The organism is Mycobacterium sp. GA-1199, assembly GCF_001500045.1.
GTDB lineage: Bacteria > Actinomycetota > Actinomycetes > Mycobacteriales > Mycobacteriaceae > Mycobacterium.
The window spans coordinates 101,617-119,094 of the sequence record NZ_LQIX01000003.1 but is presented as its reverse complement, the minus strand read 5'-3'; the positions used below and the strand labels follow the sequence as shown (position 1 = coordinate 119,094).

The following is a 17,478-nucleotide window of genomic DNA, read 5'->3' as shown; positions in this document are numbered from 1 at the left end:
TCAGCGGTCTTCGACGATGAACTGCGCGGCGCGGGCGGCCATGGCCATCACCGGTCCGTTCAGGTTGCCCGCCAACATGATCGGTATCGCTGAGCAGTCGACAATCCGCAGATTTTCGACACCCCGCACCCGCAGACGACCGTCGACGATGTCGTCGTCTCTGGGACCCATGGCGCAGCTGCCGATGGCGTGATACCCGCAGTAGCCGCCGTCGAGCGAGGCGTCGACGAGCTCGTCGTCGCTTCGCGCCTGCGGCCCGGGGAACGTCTCGTGGTCGATGTGCTCGGCGATCGGTGACTGCTCGAACAACTCCCGGGCCCGGCGCAGCAGGTTCGCGGTGGTGCTGCGGTCGTGGTCGCTGGTGAGATAACCCGGGTCGAGCACCAGCGGCGCCGACGGATCCGCGGCGGTGATCGCCACGCTGCCCTCGGAGGTGGGCCGCAGGGTGAAGCCCAGGCAGGACACCCCGGGCTCACGCTCGAGCGCCACCGGCTCACCGTCGTTGTAGGCCGGAATGGTGAAGGGGCCCAATAGAAGCTGCCCGTCCACGCGCGGCATGTCGGGCGTGGTCTTCATGAACGCCAGCACATCGAAGGTCGGCGTCGCCAGCGAGCCGCGGCGCCTGGTCAGGTAGCGCGCGGCGCTTCTGGCCTGCCCGGCCCTGCTTGACAGCTGCCGGTTGTATCCGAGCTCGGCGTTGAGGCGGTACTTCAAAGCGAAGCAGCGGTGTTCGCGCATCCGCCTGCCCACGTTCTCGCGTTCGAGCAGCACGGGTACCCCGGCGCGGTCGAGTACCTCGCGCGGTCCAATACCCGACAGTTGCAGCAGTTTCGGGCTGCCCATGCTGCCGAGTGCGAGGATCGTCTCGCGGTCGGCCCGGAATTCGGACCGCGCGCCGTTGGGCGTTCGGACGGTGATGCCCGTGGCGCGATCGTTCTCGATGTCGATGCGGCACACCTCGGCCCCGGTGAGGACGGTGAGGTTGGGGCGTCGCATCGCCGGCCGGAGGAAGGCGTCGGCCGCGCTCACCCGGCGGCCCCTGCGGATGGTGGCGGGTGTGAAGCCGATCCGGGGTTCGTCGCTTTCGTTGATGTCGTCGAGTGGACGCAGCCCGGCGTTGGCGCCCGCCTGAACCATCTCGTGGCTCGCGATGTCCTGCTCGGCTGCCACCGAGATGTGCAGCGGCCCGCCCGCTCCCCGGGTTGGTGAGGCGCCGAAGGCGTTGTCCTCCATGGCCTTGAAGACGGGCAGGATCTCGTCCCAGCCCCACCCCTTGTTGCCGAGCCGCTCGAGCGTGTCGTAGTCGGCCCGGTTCCCGCGGTTGTACACCATGCCGTTGATCGAGCTCGAACCGCCGATCACTCTTCCGCGCGTCCAGAACTCGGAACGCTGTCGCGGTCCGAACGGCGTCGTGGCGTAACGCCAAACGTATTTCTCGTTCTCGAACAACATGCCCGAGCCCTTCGGCACGTGGAGCATCGGATGCCGGTCGAGACCGCCGGCCTCGACGAGCAGCACCGTCGTTGCGCGGTCGGCGGACAACCGATTCGCCAGCACACAACCGGCCGAGCCGGCGCCCGCGATGATGTAGTCGAAGCGACGCATCGCCGCACAATACTTCGCCGGGCTAATGTTGTGGGCCGAATTGGGCGTTGAAGTGCCACAACGCGCTTCGACGTTACGGGTGTTGTGCCCGTGCGCTCTGATACAGGCAGATCGCCGCGGCCGCGGCCACATTGAGGCTCTCGGCGTTGCCCGGCATCGGGATGTGAACGCGATGCGTGGCCGACGCCGCCAGTTGCGCCGGCAGACCGTGCGCCTCCGGCCCGAACAGCCACGCCGTCGGTTCGGCCAGCGCGGCCTCCAGGGCGGCACTGTTCAACGACATCTCGCCGTCGACCGTTGTCGCCAACACCTGCAAGCCGGCGCCGGTGAGCTCGGAGACCGCCGAGGCGGCGTCGTTCTCGACGACGACGGGAATCGAGAAGATGCTGCCCGCGGAGGCGCGCAGGCATTTGCCGTTGTAGGGGTCGACGCTGTGCCCGGCGAACACCACGGCGTCCGTCCCCATCGCGTCGGCGATCCGGATCAGCGTGCCCGCGTTGCCCGGTTCGGACATCTCGACCGCGACCGCGACCAGACGCGGCGAGGCCGCCAGCACCTCGTCAAGCGATGTCTCCGGTGTCGCACAGACGGCGATCAGGCCGACCGGAGTCACCGTCTCGGACAACGCTTTTGCGGCGCGTTCGGTCACCAGATGCACCGGGACATGGGCCAGCATCGCACCGAATCGGTGCGCAGCGTCCTCAGTGGCGAAGACCTCGGATACAAGTCCGCGCCGCAACGCCGCCTCGACGAGGTTGGGTCCCTCGGCGAGGAAGCGCGCGGCGCGGCGTCGCCCGACGTGGCGGTGCAGCTTGACCGCTGCGACCACCCGGGCGGAGCGTTCGGTGAGCGTCAGGCAGCCTCGCCCGACGGCGCGTTCACGTCCTCGGGCAGTGCGCCCTTGGCGACCTCCACCAGCGCGGTGAACGCGGCCGGATCGCTGACGGCGATCTCGGCGAGGTTCTTGCGGTCGACCTCGACCCCGGCGGCCTTGAGCCCCTGGATCAGCCGGTTGTAGGTGATGTCGTTGGCGCGGGCGGCGGCGTTGATGCGCGAGATCCACAGCTTGCGGAACTCGCCCTTGCGGGCGCGCCGGTCACGATAGGCGTAGTTGAGCGAATGCAGCTGCTGCTCTTTGGCCTTGCGGTACAGCCGCGACCGCTGGCCCCGGTAGCCCTTGGAGGCCTTGAGGATTGTCCGCCGCTTCTTCTGGGCGTTGACTGCGCGCTTGACGCGTGCCATGGGAGTGTCCTTCGTTCAGGTCGTACGTGTTCGTCGGTCAGCCGTTGAGCATCTTCTTGATGCGGGCGTTGTCGGCGGCCGACACAACGGTGCGGCCGTCGAGTCGCCGGGTGCGCTTGCTGGGCTTGTGCTCGAGCAAGTGCCGGCGGTTGGCCTTCTGGCGCACGATCTTGCCGGTTCCGGTGCGACGGAACCGCTTCGATGCGCCGCTGTGGGTTTTCGCCTTGGGCATGGGTCCTCTGCTCTGTCGTTCTAACTGTTTCGGTCGGGTGCTGGGGCCGGCTCTGCGGAGCCTTCGGCCTGTTGCGCCGCCTTGGCGCGAGTCTTCGCGCCGCGGTGCGGGGCCAGCACCATCGTCATGTTGCGGCCGTCCTGCTTGGCGGACGTCTCGACAAAGCCGTAGTCGGCGACGTCGGCGCCCAGCCGCTGCAGGAGACGGAAGCCCAACTCGGGCCGCGACTGTTCGCGGCCGCGGAACATGATCGTCACCTTGACCTTCGACCCCGCCTCGAGGAAGCGGATCACGTGACCCTTTTTGGTCTCGTAGTCGTGCGGGTCGATCTTGGGACGGAGCTTCTGTTCCTTGACGACGGTCTGCTGCTGGTTCTTGCGAGACTCGCGCGCCTTCTGAGCCGTCTCGTATTTGAACTTTCCGTAGTCCATGATCTTGCAGACCGGGGGTTTGGCATCCGGTGCTACTTCGACGAGATCGAGATCGGCATCCGCGGCGACGCGGAGGGCATCTTCGATGCGCACTATGCCTACCTGTTCACCGCCCGGTCCGATCAGGCGGACTTCAGGTACGCGGATACGCTCGTTGACGCGGGTCTCAGTGCTGATGGGGCCTCCTATGTTGTCCTCTAGGAGCCCACTCCGTCAGCTCTGCTCAACGAACAGAAAAGCCCTGCTCAAAGCAGGGCCCACAGCCGACCAGGACAGGCGTTGACGCCTGTGACCGGACCGCTGAGCCGGTATGGCCAGCGGTGGGAGGGGGACTCCACTTGCTGTCCCTGGCGTTTGCCGGGACGGTCGCGCATGCCAGTCTAGCAGGCATGACCGATGACCCGAACTCAGCTGACTTCGACGGCACGGCCGGCTCAGGTGATCTGAACGGCACGGCCGGCTCAAGTGATCTGAACGGCTCAGCCGGCTCAAGTGATCTGAACGGCTCAGCCGTTCGTGAACTCGCCGAGATTCCCGCCGTCGAGGTGATCACCCGCTCGGCCGTGATGTTGATGAGCGCCGCGGCTGAGAAGCTCGGGCTGTCGGCCGACAATCCCGACGAGAGCCCGCACCGCGATCTCGACGAGGCGCGCAGGCTGATCACCGCGCTGGCCGGGTTGGTCACCGCGTCCGCCGAGTATCTCGGACCCCATGCCGGGCCGGTGCGTGACGGTTTGAAGACGCTGCAGTTGGCCTTCCGCGAGGCCAGCGCATCCCCGGACGAACCAGGGCAAGGCCCCGGCGAGAAATACACCGGACCCGTCTGGTCGTGAGTCGCCGCCCATTTGGCGCCCTGACCGAATAATGTCGCGGCCTATGACCGTCGCGAGCCTGCCCGTCACCCGCCGCAGGTCGAGGTACTGGTGGGTGCCCGCGGCAGCGGGCTGGACGGTCGGCATCATCGCGACGCTCTCGTTGATGGCGAGCGTCTCGCCGTTCGTGCGGTCGGTCATCCGGGTTCCGCGCGAGTTCGTCAACGACTACATCTTCAACTTCCCCGACACCAGCTTCGCGTGGGCGTTCGTGCTGGCGCTGCTGGCCGCGGCGCTGGCGGCACGCAAACGGATCGCCTGGTGGATCCTCGTCGGCTACATGGTGGGCGCGATCGTCTTCAACGTCGCGGACCTGGTGTCCGGCGACGAGTCGGTGGCGGAGGAGATCGGTGAGGTCATCGGACTGGTCTTCCATGTCGCCGCGATCCTGTTCCTGCTGCTGGCTCGCGGCGAGTTCTGGGCGAAGGTGCGCCGCGGCGCCCTGCTGAAGGCGGCGCTCGTGCTGGTCGCGGGGATGGCGATCGGCACCCTGATCGGCTGGGGTCTGCTCGAACTCTTCCCCGGCACCCTGGCCCGAGATGACCGGTTCTGGTACGCGCTGAACCGGGTCAGCGCGTTCGCGGGCGCGGACTCCTCGAATTTCACCGGTCATCCGCATGTCCTGATCAACGCGGTGCTCGGGCTTTTCGGCGCACTGGCCCTGATGGCCGCGGCGATCGTGCTGTTCCAGTCCCAGCGCGCCGAGAACGCGCTGACCGGCGAGGACGAATCCGCACTGCGGGGTCTGTTGGAGTTGTTCGGCAAGAACGATTCCCTCGGTTATTTCGCCACGCGCCGCGACAAGGCGGTGGTGTTCGCGCCCAATGGGCGCGCCGCGATCACCTACCGCGTGGAAGTCGGTGTGTGCCTGGCGAGCGGGGACCCGGTCGGTGATCCAAAGGCGTGGCCGGCGGCGATCGAGGCGTGGCTCGCGCTGTGTCAGACCTATGGCTGGGCCCCCGGGGTGATGGGAGCGAGTTCGGCCGGCGCCGAGGCGTTCCGCGAGGCCGGGCTCAACGCCTTGCAACTCGGCGACGAGGCCATTCTCTATCCCGACAACTTCCGGCTGTCCGGACCGGACATGCGGGCGGTCCGGCAGGCCGTGACGCGGGCGCGGCGTGCGGGCGTGAGTGTGCGCATCCGCAGGCACCGCGATTTGGGCGCCGACGAGATGGCCGACGTCATCGCTCGCGCCGACGCCTGGCGCGACACCGACGACGAGCGCGGCTTCTCGATGGCGCTGGGCCGGCTCGGCGACCCTGCCGACGGCGACTGCCTTCTGGTCGAGGCGGTCCAGAACGCGGGTGGGAGCGATGAAATCGTCGCCATGCTGTCGTTGGTTCCGTGGGGCACCAACGGCGTCTCGCTGGACCTGATGCGCCGTGCACCCCACTCCCCCAACGGCACCATCGAATTGATGGTCAGCGAACTGTGCATGCAGGCCGAAGACATTGGCATCACGCGGATCTCGTTGAACTTCGCCATGTTCCGCTCGGCGTTCGAACAGGGCGCCCAGCTCGGGGCCGGCCCGGTCGCGCGGCTGTGGCGCAGCCTGCTCGTGTTCTTCTCCCGGTGGTGGCAGCTCGAGACGCTGTACCGCTCGAACATGAAATACCAACCGGAATGGGTGCCGCGCTACGCCTGCTACGACGACGCCCGACTGGTGCCCCGGGTCGGGGTGGCCTCGGTGATCGCCGAAGGGTTTCTGGTGCTGCCCTTTTCGCGGCGTCACGAACAGCCGCACACCGGTCACCACACCGCGGTGCCGCAGAACCTGATGGCGACCGGACTGCTGCACCCCGACGGTACGGCCCCCGATCTCAGCGGGTTGGCGGCCGACCTGCCCGATGCCGACGAGCCGCGGCTGCCGGAACAGGTGCGGGTGCGCATGGCGAAGCTGAAGGCGTTGCAGGACAACGGGACCGATGCCTACCCCGTCGGTACGCCACCGTCGCACACCATCGCCGAGGCGATCGACGCAGACGACGACGTTCCGGTGACGGTGGCGGGCCGGGTGCTGCGCAGCCGCGACTACGGCGGCGTGTTGTTCGCCCAGCTGCGCGACTGGTCCGGCGAAGTTCAGTTGCTGTTGGACAACTCGTTGCTCGAATCGGCGACGACGGCGGACTTCACGCATGCCATCGATCTCGGTGACCTCATCGAGGTGTCGGGCACGATGGGGTTCAGCAAGAAGGGCACCCGTTCCCTTCTGGTGCGTGACTGGCGGATGATCGGCAAGTGCCTGCGCCCGCTACCCGACAAGTGGAAGGGGTTGACCGACCAGGAAGCGCGCGTGCGTGCCCGCTACGTCGACCTGGCGATCAACACCGAGGCTCGCGATCTCATCCGCGCGCGCAGCGGCGTGCTGCACGCGATTCGGGAAACTTTGGTGGCCAAGGGGTTCCTCGAGGTCGAGACGCCCATACTGCAACAGATCCACGGTGGCGCCAACGCCCGGCCGTTCCTCACCCACATCAACGCCTACGACCTGGACCTGTACCTCCGCATCGCTCCCGAGCTCTACCTCAAGCGGCTCTGCGTGGGTGGTGTCGAGCGGGTTTTCGAGCTGGGCAGGGCGTTTCGCAACGAGGGCGTCGACTTTAGCCACAACCCCGAATTCACGTTGTTGGAGGCCTATCAGGCGCACGCGGATTACAACGTCTGGATCGACGGTTGCCGGGAGCTGATCCAGAACGCCGCCGTCGCCGCGAATGGTGCGCCGGTGTTCTACCGGCCCCAGGAAGAGGGTGGGCTCGAGCCGGTCGACATCTCCGGTCGGTGGGCGGTCAAGACTGTGCACGATGCGGTGTCCGAGGCACTGGGTGAGCAGATCGGCCCCGACACCGAACTGCCGCGGTTGCGCAAACTGTGTGACGCCGCGGCCATTCCGTACCTCACGCACTGGGACGCAGGTGCGGTGGTGCTGGAACTCTATGAGCGGCTGGTCGAGGACCGCACCGAGTCGCCCACGTTCTACAAGGACTTCCCGACGTCGGTCTCGCCGCTGACCCGTCCGCACCGCAGCATCCCGGGCGTCGCAGAGCGGTGGGACCTGGTGGCGTGGGGCGTCGAACTCGGCACCGCCTACAGCGAACTCACCGATCCGGTCGAACAGCGCCGCCGGTTGCAGGAGCAGTCCCTGCTGGCCGCGGGCGGCGATCCGGAGGCGATGGAGCTCGACGAGGACTTCCTGCAGGCGATGGAATACGCGATGCCGCCCACGGGCGGATTGGGTATGGGCGTGGACCGCGTCGTCATGCTGATCACGGGGCGCAGCATCCGTGAGACGCTGCCGTTCCCGTTGGCCAAACCTCGTTGACAGCTGCTGCACAGCGCGCCACAAGGATCACACGTCACCCTGTAGGCCGTGACACTGGTGACACTGGCTCCTTCGCTGCGTGGGCACCTGTCGTTGATTCATGGCTGGATTCCCGCAATGGTGCAGATCGTCGCGGCGGTTCTCCTGCTCGCTGCGGTCGGATGGCGAACCCGTCGGTGGCGGTTGGTGTCGGTGCCGTGGGCCGCGGTATGTGGTATCGCGCTCGCGGCGGCGACGTACGCATACGTTGCATCCGAAGGGTTTTCAGGCAACCCGGCTCCCCGATCGCTGTGGGTGTGGGTGGCACTGACCGGTGTGGCGGGCGCCGTGCTGGTTGCGGGGTGGCGCGGCGCGCGATGGTGGCGTCGCGGTGTGTCTCTGATGACCCTGCCGCTGTGCCTGCTGTCCGTCGCGCTGGCGGTCAACCTCTGGGTGGGTTATGTCCCGACCGTGGGGGCCGCGTGGAATCAGCTGACCTCGGGACCGCTCCCCGATCAGACCGACGCGTCGACCGTGCTGGCGATGCAGCAGCGGCACCAGGTCCCGGTCAGGGGCACGGTGGTGCCGGTCAACATCGGTGACAAGGCGTCCGGTTTCAAGCATCGCGGTGAACTCGTCTACCTGCCGCCCGCGTGGTACGCGACCGATCCCCCGCCGCCGCTTCCGACGGTGATGATGATCGGCGGCGAGTTCAACACCGCGGCGGACTGGGTGCGCGCCGGCAATGCGGTCGCCACGGCCGACGACTTCGCCGCCGCGCACGGCGGTTATGCCCCGGTGCTGGTGTTCGTCGACGCGGCCGGTACGTTCCGCAACGACACCGAATGCGTGAACGGCAAGCGGGGCAACGCCGCTGACCATCTCACCAAGGACGTCGTGCCGTTCATGGTGTCGACGTTCAAAATGAGTGCCCGGCAAGCGAACTGGGGTGTCGTCGGATGGTCGATGGGCGGCACCTGTGCCGTCGACCTGGCGGTGATGCATCCCGACATGTTCGGCGCCTTCGATGACATCGCCGGCGACCTGAGCCCCAATTCCGGCACCAAGGAGCAGACGATCGAGCGCCTGTTCGGCGGCAATGCCGCGGCGTATGCGGCGTTCGACCCGATGACGGTGATCAAGCGGCACGGCCGCTATTCGGGCGTCACGGGGCGGTTCGACGTCAATACCGTGGACGCGGGTCCGCAGCGGGATGCGGCCAATGTGCTGTGCGGCCTGGCCGCCGCCAACGGCGTCAACTGTTCCGTCGTAGTCCAACCGGGCAATCACGACTGGCCGTATGCCGCACATGCCTTTGCGATGGCGCTGCCGTGGCTCGCGGCCCGACTCGGCACGCCCGGCGTCGCGCCCACACAGTTGCCTTCCGCCGTCCGCAGTGTCGCAACACCGCCGTCACCGTTGGGCAAACCGCACTGACGACGCATGACGAGCCGACATCGTCGCCACCCGCACTCACCGACTTCGTCGAGATCGTGCGAAACAGCGCAATCGGTCCGGCTCAGGACGGACAGTACGACTGGGTCGCGGCGCCGACGAAGAACCCACTCTGCTCCAGGGTCCAGTTGGCCGGTTCGCTGATCTCGACCGCAACCTGTTCGGGCTTCTGCCCGGCGGCCACGTAATCACAGACCGCGTGGGCAAGGCTGATTGCATCCTTGGGGGTCGAGAACGGGAATCCTTCTCCCTCGAGCACCGAGACGAAGATGTCGTCGGTCTCGTCGGCCAAGGCCGGTGCGGCGGTGCCGAGCGCCATGGCGACGCCGACAACCGCTGAGAAAATGATGCCGCCGCGCATGGTGGCTCCCTTCGCCGTGATGACGGCAAGACGCTACGCGTGTCGTACAAGCAACGCGCGGCTTTCGTCAAAATTGCCATAACCGTCGTGAGGGGCGGGCGGGTACCGTGAACGGCATGCCGGGCGACACCACTCCGGAGGATCAGGAACCCGCCGTCGACGCGGAAGTCGTGGAGCCGAAAACTGAGTCCACCACTCCGGTCGAGCCGGTCGACAGCGGCTACACCCCCGGTGGTGTGCCGACCTTCGACGCCGTGCGCGAGAAGATCGAGACCCGCTACGGCACCGCGATCGGCGCATCCGAACTCGCGGCCGAAACCCCCGAAGGTCGAAGCGTCGCCGAGCAGTACGACGAGCGGCAGCGGGCGGCCGCCGAGCGCCTGGAACAGATCCGCGAGCAGATGCGCAAACAGTCCGACGAGTCTCAGTAATCCGATTCGGCGGCAAGGATCTCGGCCAGGAACGCATCCGGACCGGGTTGATCCATCCGCGACCGCGCGAAGGCGCGCACCCGGTCGCGGGTTTGGGCCGACTCGTCGACGTCGGCGCCCACCACCACCCTGGCGCCGCGCCAGTCATGGTTCCAGGCAACGGCTTCGGAGATCGGTGCGCTGCCGTTGTCGACAACGGGAAACGATGCACGTCCGTCCGCTCCGAGTACGCCCGTCCCGCCGACGGTTCCCGACTCCAACCGCACGGTGATGCCGTGGGGTGTGCCCTGCCCTGTCAACTCCACGTCCACCACCGCGCTCACACCGTCGCCGGTCGCTTCGATTGACCACGTGACGGTGTCCTCGGCAGCGTCGAAGACCCCCGGTGGTACGGCCGCCCAGTTGAGCGAGGCCGTCCCGCCCGCGATGGCCGCTGAACTGCGGGCGCGCGAATCCGCCGCTGCCGCAAGCGCGTAGTCGGCGCGCCGGCCACTCACCGGGCCCGCATCGAGTGCCACCCCGACGTCGTCGGCCACGTCGCGGCACAGCTCGACAAGCGCAGCGACCCGCGGATCACCTTCGTGCACAGCGGCATCCAGCGCCGCCGCATGGGGGGCAAGCAGATGGGTGATCTCCGAGTCGAAGGTTTCGTCACCGAAGTAGTCCTGCGCCGCGGCGGTCAGCAGCGCGACCTCAGCGTCCAAAAGTGCACCGTCCAGGGTCGCGATCGCATCCCGCTGGCTCGCCGGCCACCAGCGCCGTAGCCAGTGGCCGAGCGCGAGTCGACGCAACGGAGCAAGCGCATCGGGCAGCAGGGTCACACCGGTCACCTCCACGCTGTCGACAGCGACGCGGTCACCCAGCGCGCAGATTACGGCGTGGTGGCCGGTCTCACCGACCACCCGCCACAACCAGTCGGCTCGCGCCGGATCGGTGAACGCGATCTGGGCGTCCGTCGAATCGTCGACCGTCCATGACAGCACCGCACCGCTGACTTCCAGCACGGCCACCAGCGGAGCCGGGGTCACCAGCGGTCCCGTCGTCCATAGACCCGAATCTGCCGTGAGCCTCATCCCGCCACCTGCAGCTCCAACATGGTCTTGATCCGCTGGCGGTGGTCCAGGCTGACCGAGCGGGCCACCCCTTCCAGCACCGCTCGGACGTCATCGACGTCGTCACACGGTTCCTGCCATACATCGCGGCCGTGCAGCCGGGCCCACAACCGGCTCAGGTAGGGGCGCGCGAATGCGGCCAGGTCGTCGATCACCTGCTGCTGGCGCGGATGGATCGGCTGGCCGGAGACCAGGTAGCGGCGCGCGTGCAGCACGTAGGCCTCCTTGCGCAGCCGCGCTTGGATCTGCCGGGCCAACTCGTAGCGAGAATCGGGGCGATCGGCCAACGGCGCGAGATGCACCGCGACCTCGATTCCTGCGACCAGCGTGGCCTGCTTGTCCTCTCCGATCAGACCCCACGGCGCGCACGCCCGGTCGACCTCTTCGGCGCACAACGTCGGCACGTCGGGAAGCTCGTCGCGGTCCATGGCCCTTCGCAGCGTTGCGCGCACCCTGTCGATCACGCTGCGGTTGAGGGGCCGGTCGTTGTCCGTGCTGCCGATGACGCTCGGCCGCTGTTGTGGCTCAACAGAACTGAGACCGAGGTTCACGATGGACCACGGCAACTCGGCCCGCCGGCTGCGGGCCTTGGCTCCGAGGTTGTACGGCGCGGCGTCGGCGATCAACGCCTGCCACACACGCTGCCGCGCGGCGGTGGCCGAGTGGCTGTCGGCGGAGCCGAGCACCGTGGTCAGCCCGGCCATGAACGGACCGGTGATCGCGTTGCCCGCGCGCACGTCTCGCCAGCTGCTGCTCAGTTGCTTCTCCAGTTCGGTGATGACCTTCTCGTCGGATACGAATCGGTTCAGTGCCTCGATCGCCGTGCGGTCACGTTCACCGTGGATGTCGCGCAGCACCTCCTCGGCGCCCGAACCATGTTGTGAGGGAGCGCCTTTCGTCACGGCTAACTCGAAACACACCGGGAAGTAAAGCTCCTGGGCATTGCCCGAGGTGATGCGTAAGCGGCGCCGCTCCCGTTTGAGGACGTCGAACCAGGCCGCGGTGTCCCGCAGTTGCGCAGCGTGGCCGACGATCGCGTCGTACATCGCATCGGCCACGTCGGGAGCGACGAAGGGCGCCGAGAAATGAGTGTTCGAGCGCAGTCGCAGCACCAGCGGATCGATGACCCGCTTCACCGTTCGCCGCAGCGGTCCGCCGTCTTCACCGCTGAGCACCTCGACGCCGGGCCCGATGGCACGCCAGGCCCGGTCGATGACCGCCCGGCGCGGATGGGCGACGGCGACGGCCGTCTCGGTGCTCATCAGGACAGGATAGAAGTACGTCGGCGATTGTGGGCAGCAGGAAAGTTGGGTTCGGTAGCGGCACGCCCGTCCGACCCTTAGGTCATGTTCACTGCGCTGTTCGCGTTCGTCTGCATCGTCTACATCGGCACGACGGCCGCTTCGTTACTACCGGCTTGGAAGCTCTCGCGTGTGGAGTCCGGCGAGGCCGACGAGCGTCTGGCCACGGCGGAGGACATCCTGGCCGCGCGCGCGGAGTTCGACCGGACGATGGTGCGCAAAGGCCTGCTCACCTGCGACCGACTCGAGTTGATCCGCAACGGCACTCGATCGCGGGCGGTCGTCACCGCGATGCGGCCCACCGGGCAGGCGCTCGAGGACTGCCGGGAGGTCGAACTGGATGTGATGGTCAAAAGGCCTGGAGGGGGGCAGTTTCCCGCCCGGGAGACGGCGTTGGTGCCGGCGTCCGCGCTCGTGAAGGTCTCCCCCGGCAGCGTCATCGACACCTACTACCGCCCCGGTGACGAGACCGCCGTGGCGATCTGTGTGGCGCCGGTGTGATCAGCGCGCGCCGTCGACGGCGAAGCTGGCCAGCGCCGCCCAGTACAGCGGGCTGGCGGTCAGATCGCCGCCGCGCCAGTCGCGCATCCGTTGCCGCTGCCAGCGGTTGACCGCGCGGCCGGCCTCATCGGCCTCATGGGCGCAGTCGACGGCGACGATCACCTCGCTCATCGGGTCGGCATCGGATGCGGCGAACTGCCGATAGCCCGCGGTCGTCGGTAACGACCACAACGTGGCGGTGACCAGTTGGGCGCCACCCAGGATCATCGCCGCCACCAGCCCGCTGGCCTCATCGAACTGATAGTCCCCGCCGGATGCGCACGCCAGCAGCGCAACCCGCGGAGGGAAAGGCAATCTCGCCGTCATGAGCTCACCCGCGGTGAGCGGCCGTTCTTCGGCGAGGTGCAGTGCGGCGCGGTCCGCGTGCCCGGCGTCGCCATCGGCGGCCGTGGCGTGTCCGACGTACACCATGCGGCCGGGGTGCCGAGCGAGTTGACCGGCGAGCCAACCCCGGTCGGCGTCGGTGCGCCGGAACAGCTCGACTGCGCCCGTCACGTCCGGCAGCACGGCGCGACGGGCGGCCAGATCGGCGAAATGCCGTGCCAGGACGGTATCGGGCGACGGTCTGCCGAGCACGGAGCCCAACGCCGCCTCCGGGCGTTGACCGGGAACGCGCGGGTCCAGCACCAACAGAACGGGTTTGTCGCCGCTGTCGTTCCAATCCACCGGAGCCCGCGGCGAATTGACGATGTTGGGAGGCACGGCCATCATGACCTCGGCCAGTTCCATCAGCCGGGTGCCGTCGTCGTCCGGCGATGCCAGCAGGCCCCAGGGCGTCCTGGCCAACCGTGCGCTCGGCGAGACGAACAGTGTCGCGCGTGGTGACGCCACATGCTCGACGAGCAGCTGCCAGCCGGCCGGCGCGATCAGCCGGGTGCCCAGCGCGCGGGCGAGGTCGAGTTCGGTGGGGGGCGAGGCGAATGCTCCCCTGGTGATCGCGCGGTCGAGCGCGTCGCGACGGTTCTCGGTGCCGACCGGGTCGGGCAGGGCCTCGGCCAGTCGCTGCTCGGCTGCAACGAGATCCGGCTGTTCGACCACCCAGGTGACGGTTCGCGACGGGTCGCCGACGACCCGCAGGGCCGCGTACGTCGCCACCCCGACGTCGGCGAAGCGCAGGACGAGGGTTTCGGTCAAGGCCACGTGCACCACGCGGGCTCGTCCGCGGTCACGTCGCGTCCGTACCGCTCGGCTGCCAGCGCGCGGTAGCGGCCGATGATCGGTGCGGTGGCAGGGTTCATCACCAGCGGCGGCAACGGTCCCAGCCGGGTCAGCGCCGCACCTGAAGTGACCGCCGGTCCGGCGGCGACGAGCGCGTACTCGTCGGCGGACTCCACAGGTACGGCCGCTGTGGCGGTACCCGCCCAGTCCATGGCGTCGGCGGAGGCGGGTTCGGCGGTGAACGTGCCCCGCGCGCTGTGGTATTCGATGAGCTCGCTGATGAGGTCGGTGTTGCCCCACTCCCATGCGACGGCGAAGGCACCGGCGAGGATCGGGGCGGAAACGTAGGTCGCCCAGCGCATCCGGGCATCGGCGTCGGGAATCGAGTACCGCACCGAGTCGACGGCCATCGCGGCGGGAATTTTTAGTTCGGCGGCCTTCTCCAGCTTTTCGGCCGCGTGGACGGAATCGGTCAATGCATCGGCCCGCCAGACGTTACCGAGCTGGTCGTCGAGGCGGGCGTACTGCAGCCAGCTGTGCCGTGGCCATGCGTCGAGCAGTTCGCGCGCCTCTTCGACGCGCTCGAGAGCTGAGGCGAAGTCTCCGCGGAAGATGTCTACCCAGCTGCGCTGCAACAAGATCCGGTGGATGTGCAGTGGTTTCTCGATCTCCCGCCAGTGCCGTTCGGCGTGGCCGAGCCGTTCGTCGGCATCGTCGAGCGCTTTCACAGAGATGCTGATCAGGCCGAAGTACAGCCAGCACCGCGAGACGTCGTGTGCGCGAAGATGTTCGGCGATGGCCGGATATGCCTCGTGGACCAACGTCTGCGCCTGCGGCCGGTCCCCCGCCGACCACGCCGCCGTCGCGCGTTCGAGTTGGGTGCGCGCCACCGCCAACCTCCACCCCCGCGCCTCCGCGCGCGCCCCCGCCCGCCGCAGCCAGGGCTCGGCCGCAACGAGCCGGCCGGTCTCGACGCAGAACCTGCCATAGCCGGTGGCTCCCAGGACGAGAAGGTGATCGTGGTGTTCACTACCGTCGCCCGGGCGATCGATCACGTCGATCACGCGCTCCCACAACGGGATCGACTTCACGTGCAGGTCGTCGTCGCACAGTGCGACCGCGCACAGGATCTCGGCGTACGTGATCAGGAACCGGTGTTCGGCGGCGAGTCCGGCAACCGGCTCGTCGTCGGTCAGCGCGATCAGCGCGGCCTCGGCGGTCTCGTGGTCCCCGTGTGCGGCGGCCACCCCGGTCTGCAGGAACTGTGCCCGCCGCGAGTACCGGCGCACCATCAGCTCGATCTCGGCCGTCGTCATCGTCACCTGTGCCGCGGCCTCGGGCTTGCTGCCCGCGAGGATCGCCGAATAGACGGCCAGGCACTCACGCATCCGGTTCAGGCATTCCTCGGTGCCGTTGTACGCCGTGCGGACCAGGTAGATCTCGCCGAGCAGCGCGTACACCTCGAGCATCCAGTCGTCTCGGCCGGCCTGTTCGATCTGCGGCACCAGAGACAGCAGGAGATCCTTGGCCGCCTCTTCGTTGGCGGCGAACGCCAGGTGACGCGCACGCTGGAGGTCCGCGGGGATCGCCACGGTCGAATCATAGAAAGCGGCGGGCATGCCTGGCACGCCCGCCGCTTCAGGAGGTGGATCGCTCAACTGCAGTTGACCTTGACGGTGAACGGCTTGGTGATCGACCCTGCCATCGGGTTCGAGATGTCGGTGCCCGTTGCTTCGCCGGTGATCGTGTAGGTGTCGCCGTCGACCTTCACCTCGGCCGAACCGACCTTGGCGCCCATGGTGTTGCTGACCGCGAGGGCGTTTCCGTCGACCACCATGCCCAACGACTCCACCTTCGGGTTCGCCTCATCGCTCATCACGATGCCCAGACCCTGCTGACCGCCGATCGCGCCGCTGGCGACGTTGATCCGGCCACCCTGCTTCACGCACGTGACGGTGTTGAGGTCCAGTCCCTCGAGGTCCTTGCCGTCGACCTTCACCTCGGTGCTGCCGCCACTGCTCACGCCCGCCGCGCTGACCGCGGGGGCGCTTCCCTTGTCGTCCGAACAACCCACCAGCACGGCGGCGCCGGCGACCAGTCCGATCAGACCCACAACAACGCGATTCATCGATCTTCCCTTCTTTGGGACGTCGCCCCGATGGCGCCCGTCATGGCGGTAAGTCAAAACCGCGCCGGTCGCTACCGATCCCAAACTTTGTCGGCGCCCGACGGTACGGTTCGCAGGCGATGCGCAGATTCACGATCGACGAGCGGCGGGCACGGCTCGCCCGTCGGCACTTCCTCTGTTCACCGGCGGGCTCCATCGGTGCTGTGGTCGACGGTGTGCTCGGGCTGCATGCGACCGATCCGGCGACCCCGTACCTGTCGATGTGGGCGCGGCTGCAAGGATTCGACGTCGCCGATCTGGATGCCGAACTCTACGAGCGGCGCACGCTGGTCAAACATCTCGCGATGCGCAGAACGCTGTGGACCGTGCGCACCGCCGACGTGCCGCTGATCCAGTCCGCGGCAAGCGAGCGGGTTGCCGACACCGAGCGTCGGCGACTCGTCGCTGGTGCGCAGAAGGCCGGTGTCTGCACCGATGGCGACGCATGGCTCGACGCGGCCCGCGCGGCGGTCCTGATGCATCTGGCCGAACGGGGGCCCACGAGCGCGAAGGACCTGCGCGAGGCGCTACCCGAGTTGGCGGGGTCCTGGGACCCGGCCCCGGGTAAGCGGTGGGGCGGCGAGACCCCTTTGGCACCGCGCATCTTGACCGTGCTGGCGGTGCGCGGCGACATCATGCGCGGCCCCAACGACGGAAAATGGACGACGTCACGACCGCGTTGGGTTGCCACCGGCGACTGGATCGGCACGGCCCGATGCGGCCGACCCGCAGACGGCCCGCACGGAGCTTGTGCGCCGCTGGCTCGCAGCGTTCGGCCCGGCCACCGTGACCGATGTCAAGTGGTGGTTCGGGAACACGCTGACGTGGGCGCGGGAGGCGTTGCGGGACGTCGGCGCGGTCGAGGTCGATCTCGACGGCATACCGGGGTTCGCTCTCCCCGACGATCTCGACGTCGAACCCGAACCCGAACCGTGGTGCGCCCTGCTGCCCGGTCTGGACGTCACGACGATGGGCTGGTTCGACCGCGACTGGTATCTCGGGCCGTACCGGGCGCAGGTGTTCGACCGGAACGGCAACGGCGGGCCCACCGCATGGTGCGACGGCAGGATCGTCGGTGCGTGGGTCCAGGATGACGAAGGCCGGGTCGAGTTGCGACTGCTCGAGGACGTCGGCCGTTCCGCGCAGGCCCGCTTACAGAAACGTGCCGACGAGTTGACCGACTGGCTCGACGGCGTACGGGTCAGCCCGCGATTCCCGTCGCCGCTGTCCAAGGGCTAGCGCCGAGACTGCG

16 protein-coding genes and 1 pseudogene are annotated in these 17,478 nt (G+C 68.1%); 6 read left to right on the top strand and 11 right to left on the bottom strand.

Features of this window, described 5'->3' with window-relative positions:
- From AU198_RS04330 to infC, 5 genes are all read right to left on the bottom strand, one after another.
- Positions 1-1,605, bottom strand: coding sequence for a GMC family oxidoreductase (locus AU198_RS04330; protein WP_064346260.1), 1,605 nt, complete (start codon positions 1,603-1,605; stop codon positions 1-3).
- A gap of 73 nt (positions 1,606-1,678) precedes the next feature.
- A complete protein-coding gene (locus tag AU198_RS04325; protein WP_064346259.1) occupies positions 1,679-2,434 on the bottom strand; it encodes a TrmH family RNA methyltransferase in 756 nt (251 codons plus the stop codon).
- Between the two features lie 23 nt (positions 2,435-2,457).
- Positions 2,458-2,847 (bottom strand): 50S ribosomal protein L20, encoded by a 390-nt coding sequence (gene rplT, locus AU198_RS04320; protein WP_064346258.1) that lies wholly within the window; start codon positions 2,845-2,847, stop codon positions 2,458-2,460.
- A gap of 37 nt (positions 2,848-2,884) precedes the next feature.
- On the bottom strand, positions 2,885-3,079 hold the full coding sequence (gene rpmI, locus AU198_RS04315) for a 50S ribosomal protein L35 (protein ID WP_064346257.1): 195 nt from the start codon (positions 3,077-3,079) through the stop codon (positions 2,885-2,887).
- 20 nt (positions 3,080-3,099) lie between these two features.
- Entirely contained in the window at positions 3,100-3,687 is a 588-nt protein-coding gene (gene infC / locus AU198_RS04310; RefSeq protein ID WP_082680943.1) for a translation initiation factor IF-3, read from the bottom strand.
- A 212-nt stretch (positions 3,688-3,899) separates the two neighbouring features.
- Here infC and AU198_RS04305 point away from each other — a divergent pair, with 212 nt between their 5' ends.
- From AU198_RS04305 to AU198_RS04295, 3 genes are all read left to right on the top strand, one after another.
- The gene (locus AU198_RS04305; protein ID WP_231744564.1) at positions 3,900-4,343 is read left to right on the top strand and encodes a DUF1844 domain-containing protein; all 444 of its coding nucleotides are present in this window, start codon (positions 3,900-3,902) and stop codon (positions 4,341-4,343) included.
- Positions 4,344-4,386: 43 nt separating this feature from the next.
- On the top strand, positions 4,387-7,701 hold the full coding sequence (lysX, locus tag AU198_RS04300; protein WP_064346255.1) for a bifunctional lysylphosphatidylglycerol synthetase/lysine--tRNA ligase LysX: 3,315 nt from the start codon (positions 4,387-4,389) through the stop codon (positions 7,699-7,701).
- 117 nt (positions 7,702-7,818) lie between these two features.
- Positions 7,819-9,117: an alpha/beta hydrolase gene (locus AU198_RS04295; protein WP_082690861.1), complete on the top strand. Its 1,299-nt coding sequence runs from the start codon at positions 7,819-7,821 to the stop codon at positions 9,115-9,117.
- Positions 9,118-9,199: 82 nt separating this feature from the next.
- On the opposite strand, the gene AU198_RS04290 is transcribed toward AU198_RS04295, so the two are convergent.
- Positions 9,200-9,496, bottom strand: a complete 297-nt coding sequence (locus AU198_RS04290; RefSeq protein ID WP_064346254.1) for a DUF732 domain-containing protein — start codon at positions 9,494-9,496, stop codon at positions 9,200-9,202.
- Between the two features lie 116 nt (positions 9,497-9,612).
- Here AU198_RS04290 and AU198_RS04285 point away from each other — a divergent pair, with 116 nt between their 5' ends.
- Positions 9,613-9,927 (top strand): hypothetical protein, encoded by a 315-nt coding sequence (locus tag AU198_RS04285; RefSeq protein ID WP_231744563.1) that lies wholly within the window; start codon positions 9,613-9,615, stop codon positions 9,925-9,927.
- Here the strand turns inward: AU198_RS04285 and AU198_RS04280 are convergent.
- Positions 9,921-11,000, bottom strand: coding sequence for a hypothetical protein (locus AU198_RS04280; protein ID WP_064346253.1), 1,080 nt, complete (start codon positions 10,998-11,000; stop codon positions 9,921-9,923). The genes AU198_RS04285 and AU198_RS04280 overlap by 7 nt on opposite strands.
- Positions 10,997-12,301: a hypothetical protein gene (locus AU198_RS04275; protein WP_064346252.1), complete on the bottom strand. Its 1,305-nt coding sequence runs from the start codon at positions 12,299-12,301 to the stop codon at positions 10,997-10,999. The genes AU198_RS04280 and AU198_RS04275 overlap by 4 nt, the downstream gene beginning before the upstream one ends.
- Before the next feature lie 84 nt (positions 12,302-12,385).
- On the opposite strand from AU198_RS04275, the gene AU198_RS04270 reads away from it, so the two are divergent.
- Positions 12,386-12,841, top strand: coding sequence for a hypothetical protein (locus AU198_RS04270; protein WP_064346251.1), 456 nt, complete (start codon positions 12,386-12,388; stop codon positions 12,839-12,841).
- On the opposite strand, the gene AU198_RS04265 is transcribed toward AU198_RS04270, so the two are convergent.
- The 3 genes from AU198_RS04265 to AU198_RS04255 all read right to left on the bottom strand — a co-directional run bounded on the left by AU198_RS04265 (position 12,842) and on the right by AU198_RS04255 (position 16,187).
- Positions 12,842-14,050: a CHAT domain-containing protein gene (locus tag AU198_RS04265; RefSeq protein WP_064346250.1), complete on the bottom strand. Its 1,209-nt coding sequence runs from the start codon at positions 14,048-14,050 to the stop codon at positions 12,842-12,844. It abuts the gene before it with no gap.
- On the bottom strand, positions 14,032-15,651 hold the full coding sequence (locus AU198_RS26085) for a hypothetical protein (RefSeq protein ID WP_064346298.1): 1,620 nt from the start codon (positions 15,649-15,651) through the stop codon (positions 14,032-14,034). Before AU198_RS26085 ends, AU198_RS04265 begins: the two co-directional genes overlap by 19 nt.
- A 62-nt stretch (positions 15,652-15,713) precedes the next feature.
- A complete protein-coding gene (locus AU198_RS04255; RefSeq protein ID WP_064346249.1) occupies positions 15,714-16,187 on the bottom strand; it encodes a lipoprotein LpqH in 474 nt (157 codons plus the stop codon).
- Positions 16,188-16,306: 119 nt separating this feature from the next.
- Here AU198_RS04255 and AU198_RS26870 point away from each other — a divergent pair.
- Positions 16,307-17,465: pseudogene (locus AU198_RS26870) on the top strand (winged helix DNA-binding domain-containing protein).
- The last annotated feature ends 13 nt before the right edge of the window (positions 17,466-17,478 follow it).

Excerpts from the sequence above, each read along its gene's own strand:
- AU198_RS04295 (WP_082690861.1), top strand. The coding sequence starts at position 7,819 with ATGGTGCAGATCGTCGCGGCGGTTCTCCTGCTCGCTGCGGTCGGATGG.
- AU198_RS04290 (WP_064346254.1), bottom strand. The coding sequence starts at position 9,496 with ATGCGCGGCGGCATCATTTTCTCAGCGGTTGTCGGCGTCGCCATGGCG.
- AU198_RS04255 (WP_064346249.1), bottom strand. The coding sequence starts at position 16,187 with ATGAATCGCGTTGTTGTGGGTCTGATCGGACTGGTCGCCGGCGCCGCC.
- AU198_RS04330 (WP_064346260.1), bottom strand. The coding sequence starts at position 1,605 with ATGCGTCGCTTCGACTACATCATCGCGGGCGCCGGCTCGGCCGGTTGT.
- rpmI (WP_064346257.1), bottom strand. The coding sequence starts at position 3,079 with ATGCCCAAGGCGAAAACCCACAGCGGCGCATCGAAGCGGTTCCGTCGC.
- AU198_RS04275 (WP_064346252.1), bottom strand. The coding sequence starts at position 12,301 with ATGAGCACCGAGACGGCCGTCGCCGTCGCCCATCCGCGCCGGGCGGTC.
- AU198_RS04305 (WP_231744564.1), top strand. The coding sequence starts at position 3,900 with ATGACCGATGACCCGAACTCAGCTGACTTCGACGGCACGGCCGGCTCA.
- AU198_RS04280 (WP_064346253.1), bottom strand. The coding sequence starts at position 11,000 with ATGAGGCTCACGGCAGATTCGGGTCTATGGACGACGGGACCGCTGGTG.
- rplT (WP_064346258.1), bottom strand. The coding sequence starts at position 2,847 with ATGGCACGCGTCAAGCGCGCAGTCAACGCCCAGAAGAAGCGGCGGACA.
- AU198_RS04270 (WP_064346251.1), top strand. The coding sequence starts at position 12,386 with ATGTTCACTGCGCTGTTCGCGTTCGTCTGCATCGTCTACATCGGCACG.
- AU198_RS04285 (WP_231744563.1), top strand. The coding sequence starts at position 9,613 with ATGCCGGGCGACACCACTCCGGAGGATCAGGAACCCGCCGTCGACGCG.
- lysX (WP_064346255.1), top strand. The coding sequence starts at position 4,387 with ATGACCGTCGCGAGCCTGCCCGTCACCCGCCGCAGGTCGAGGTACTGG.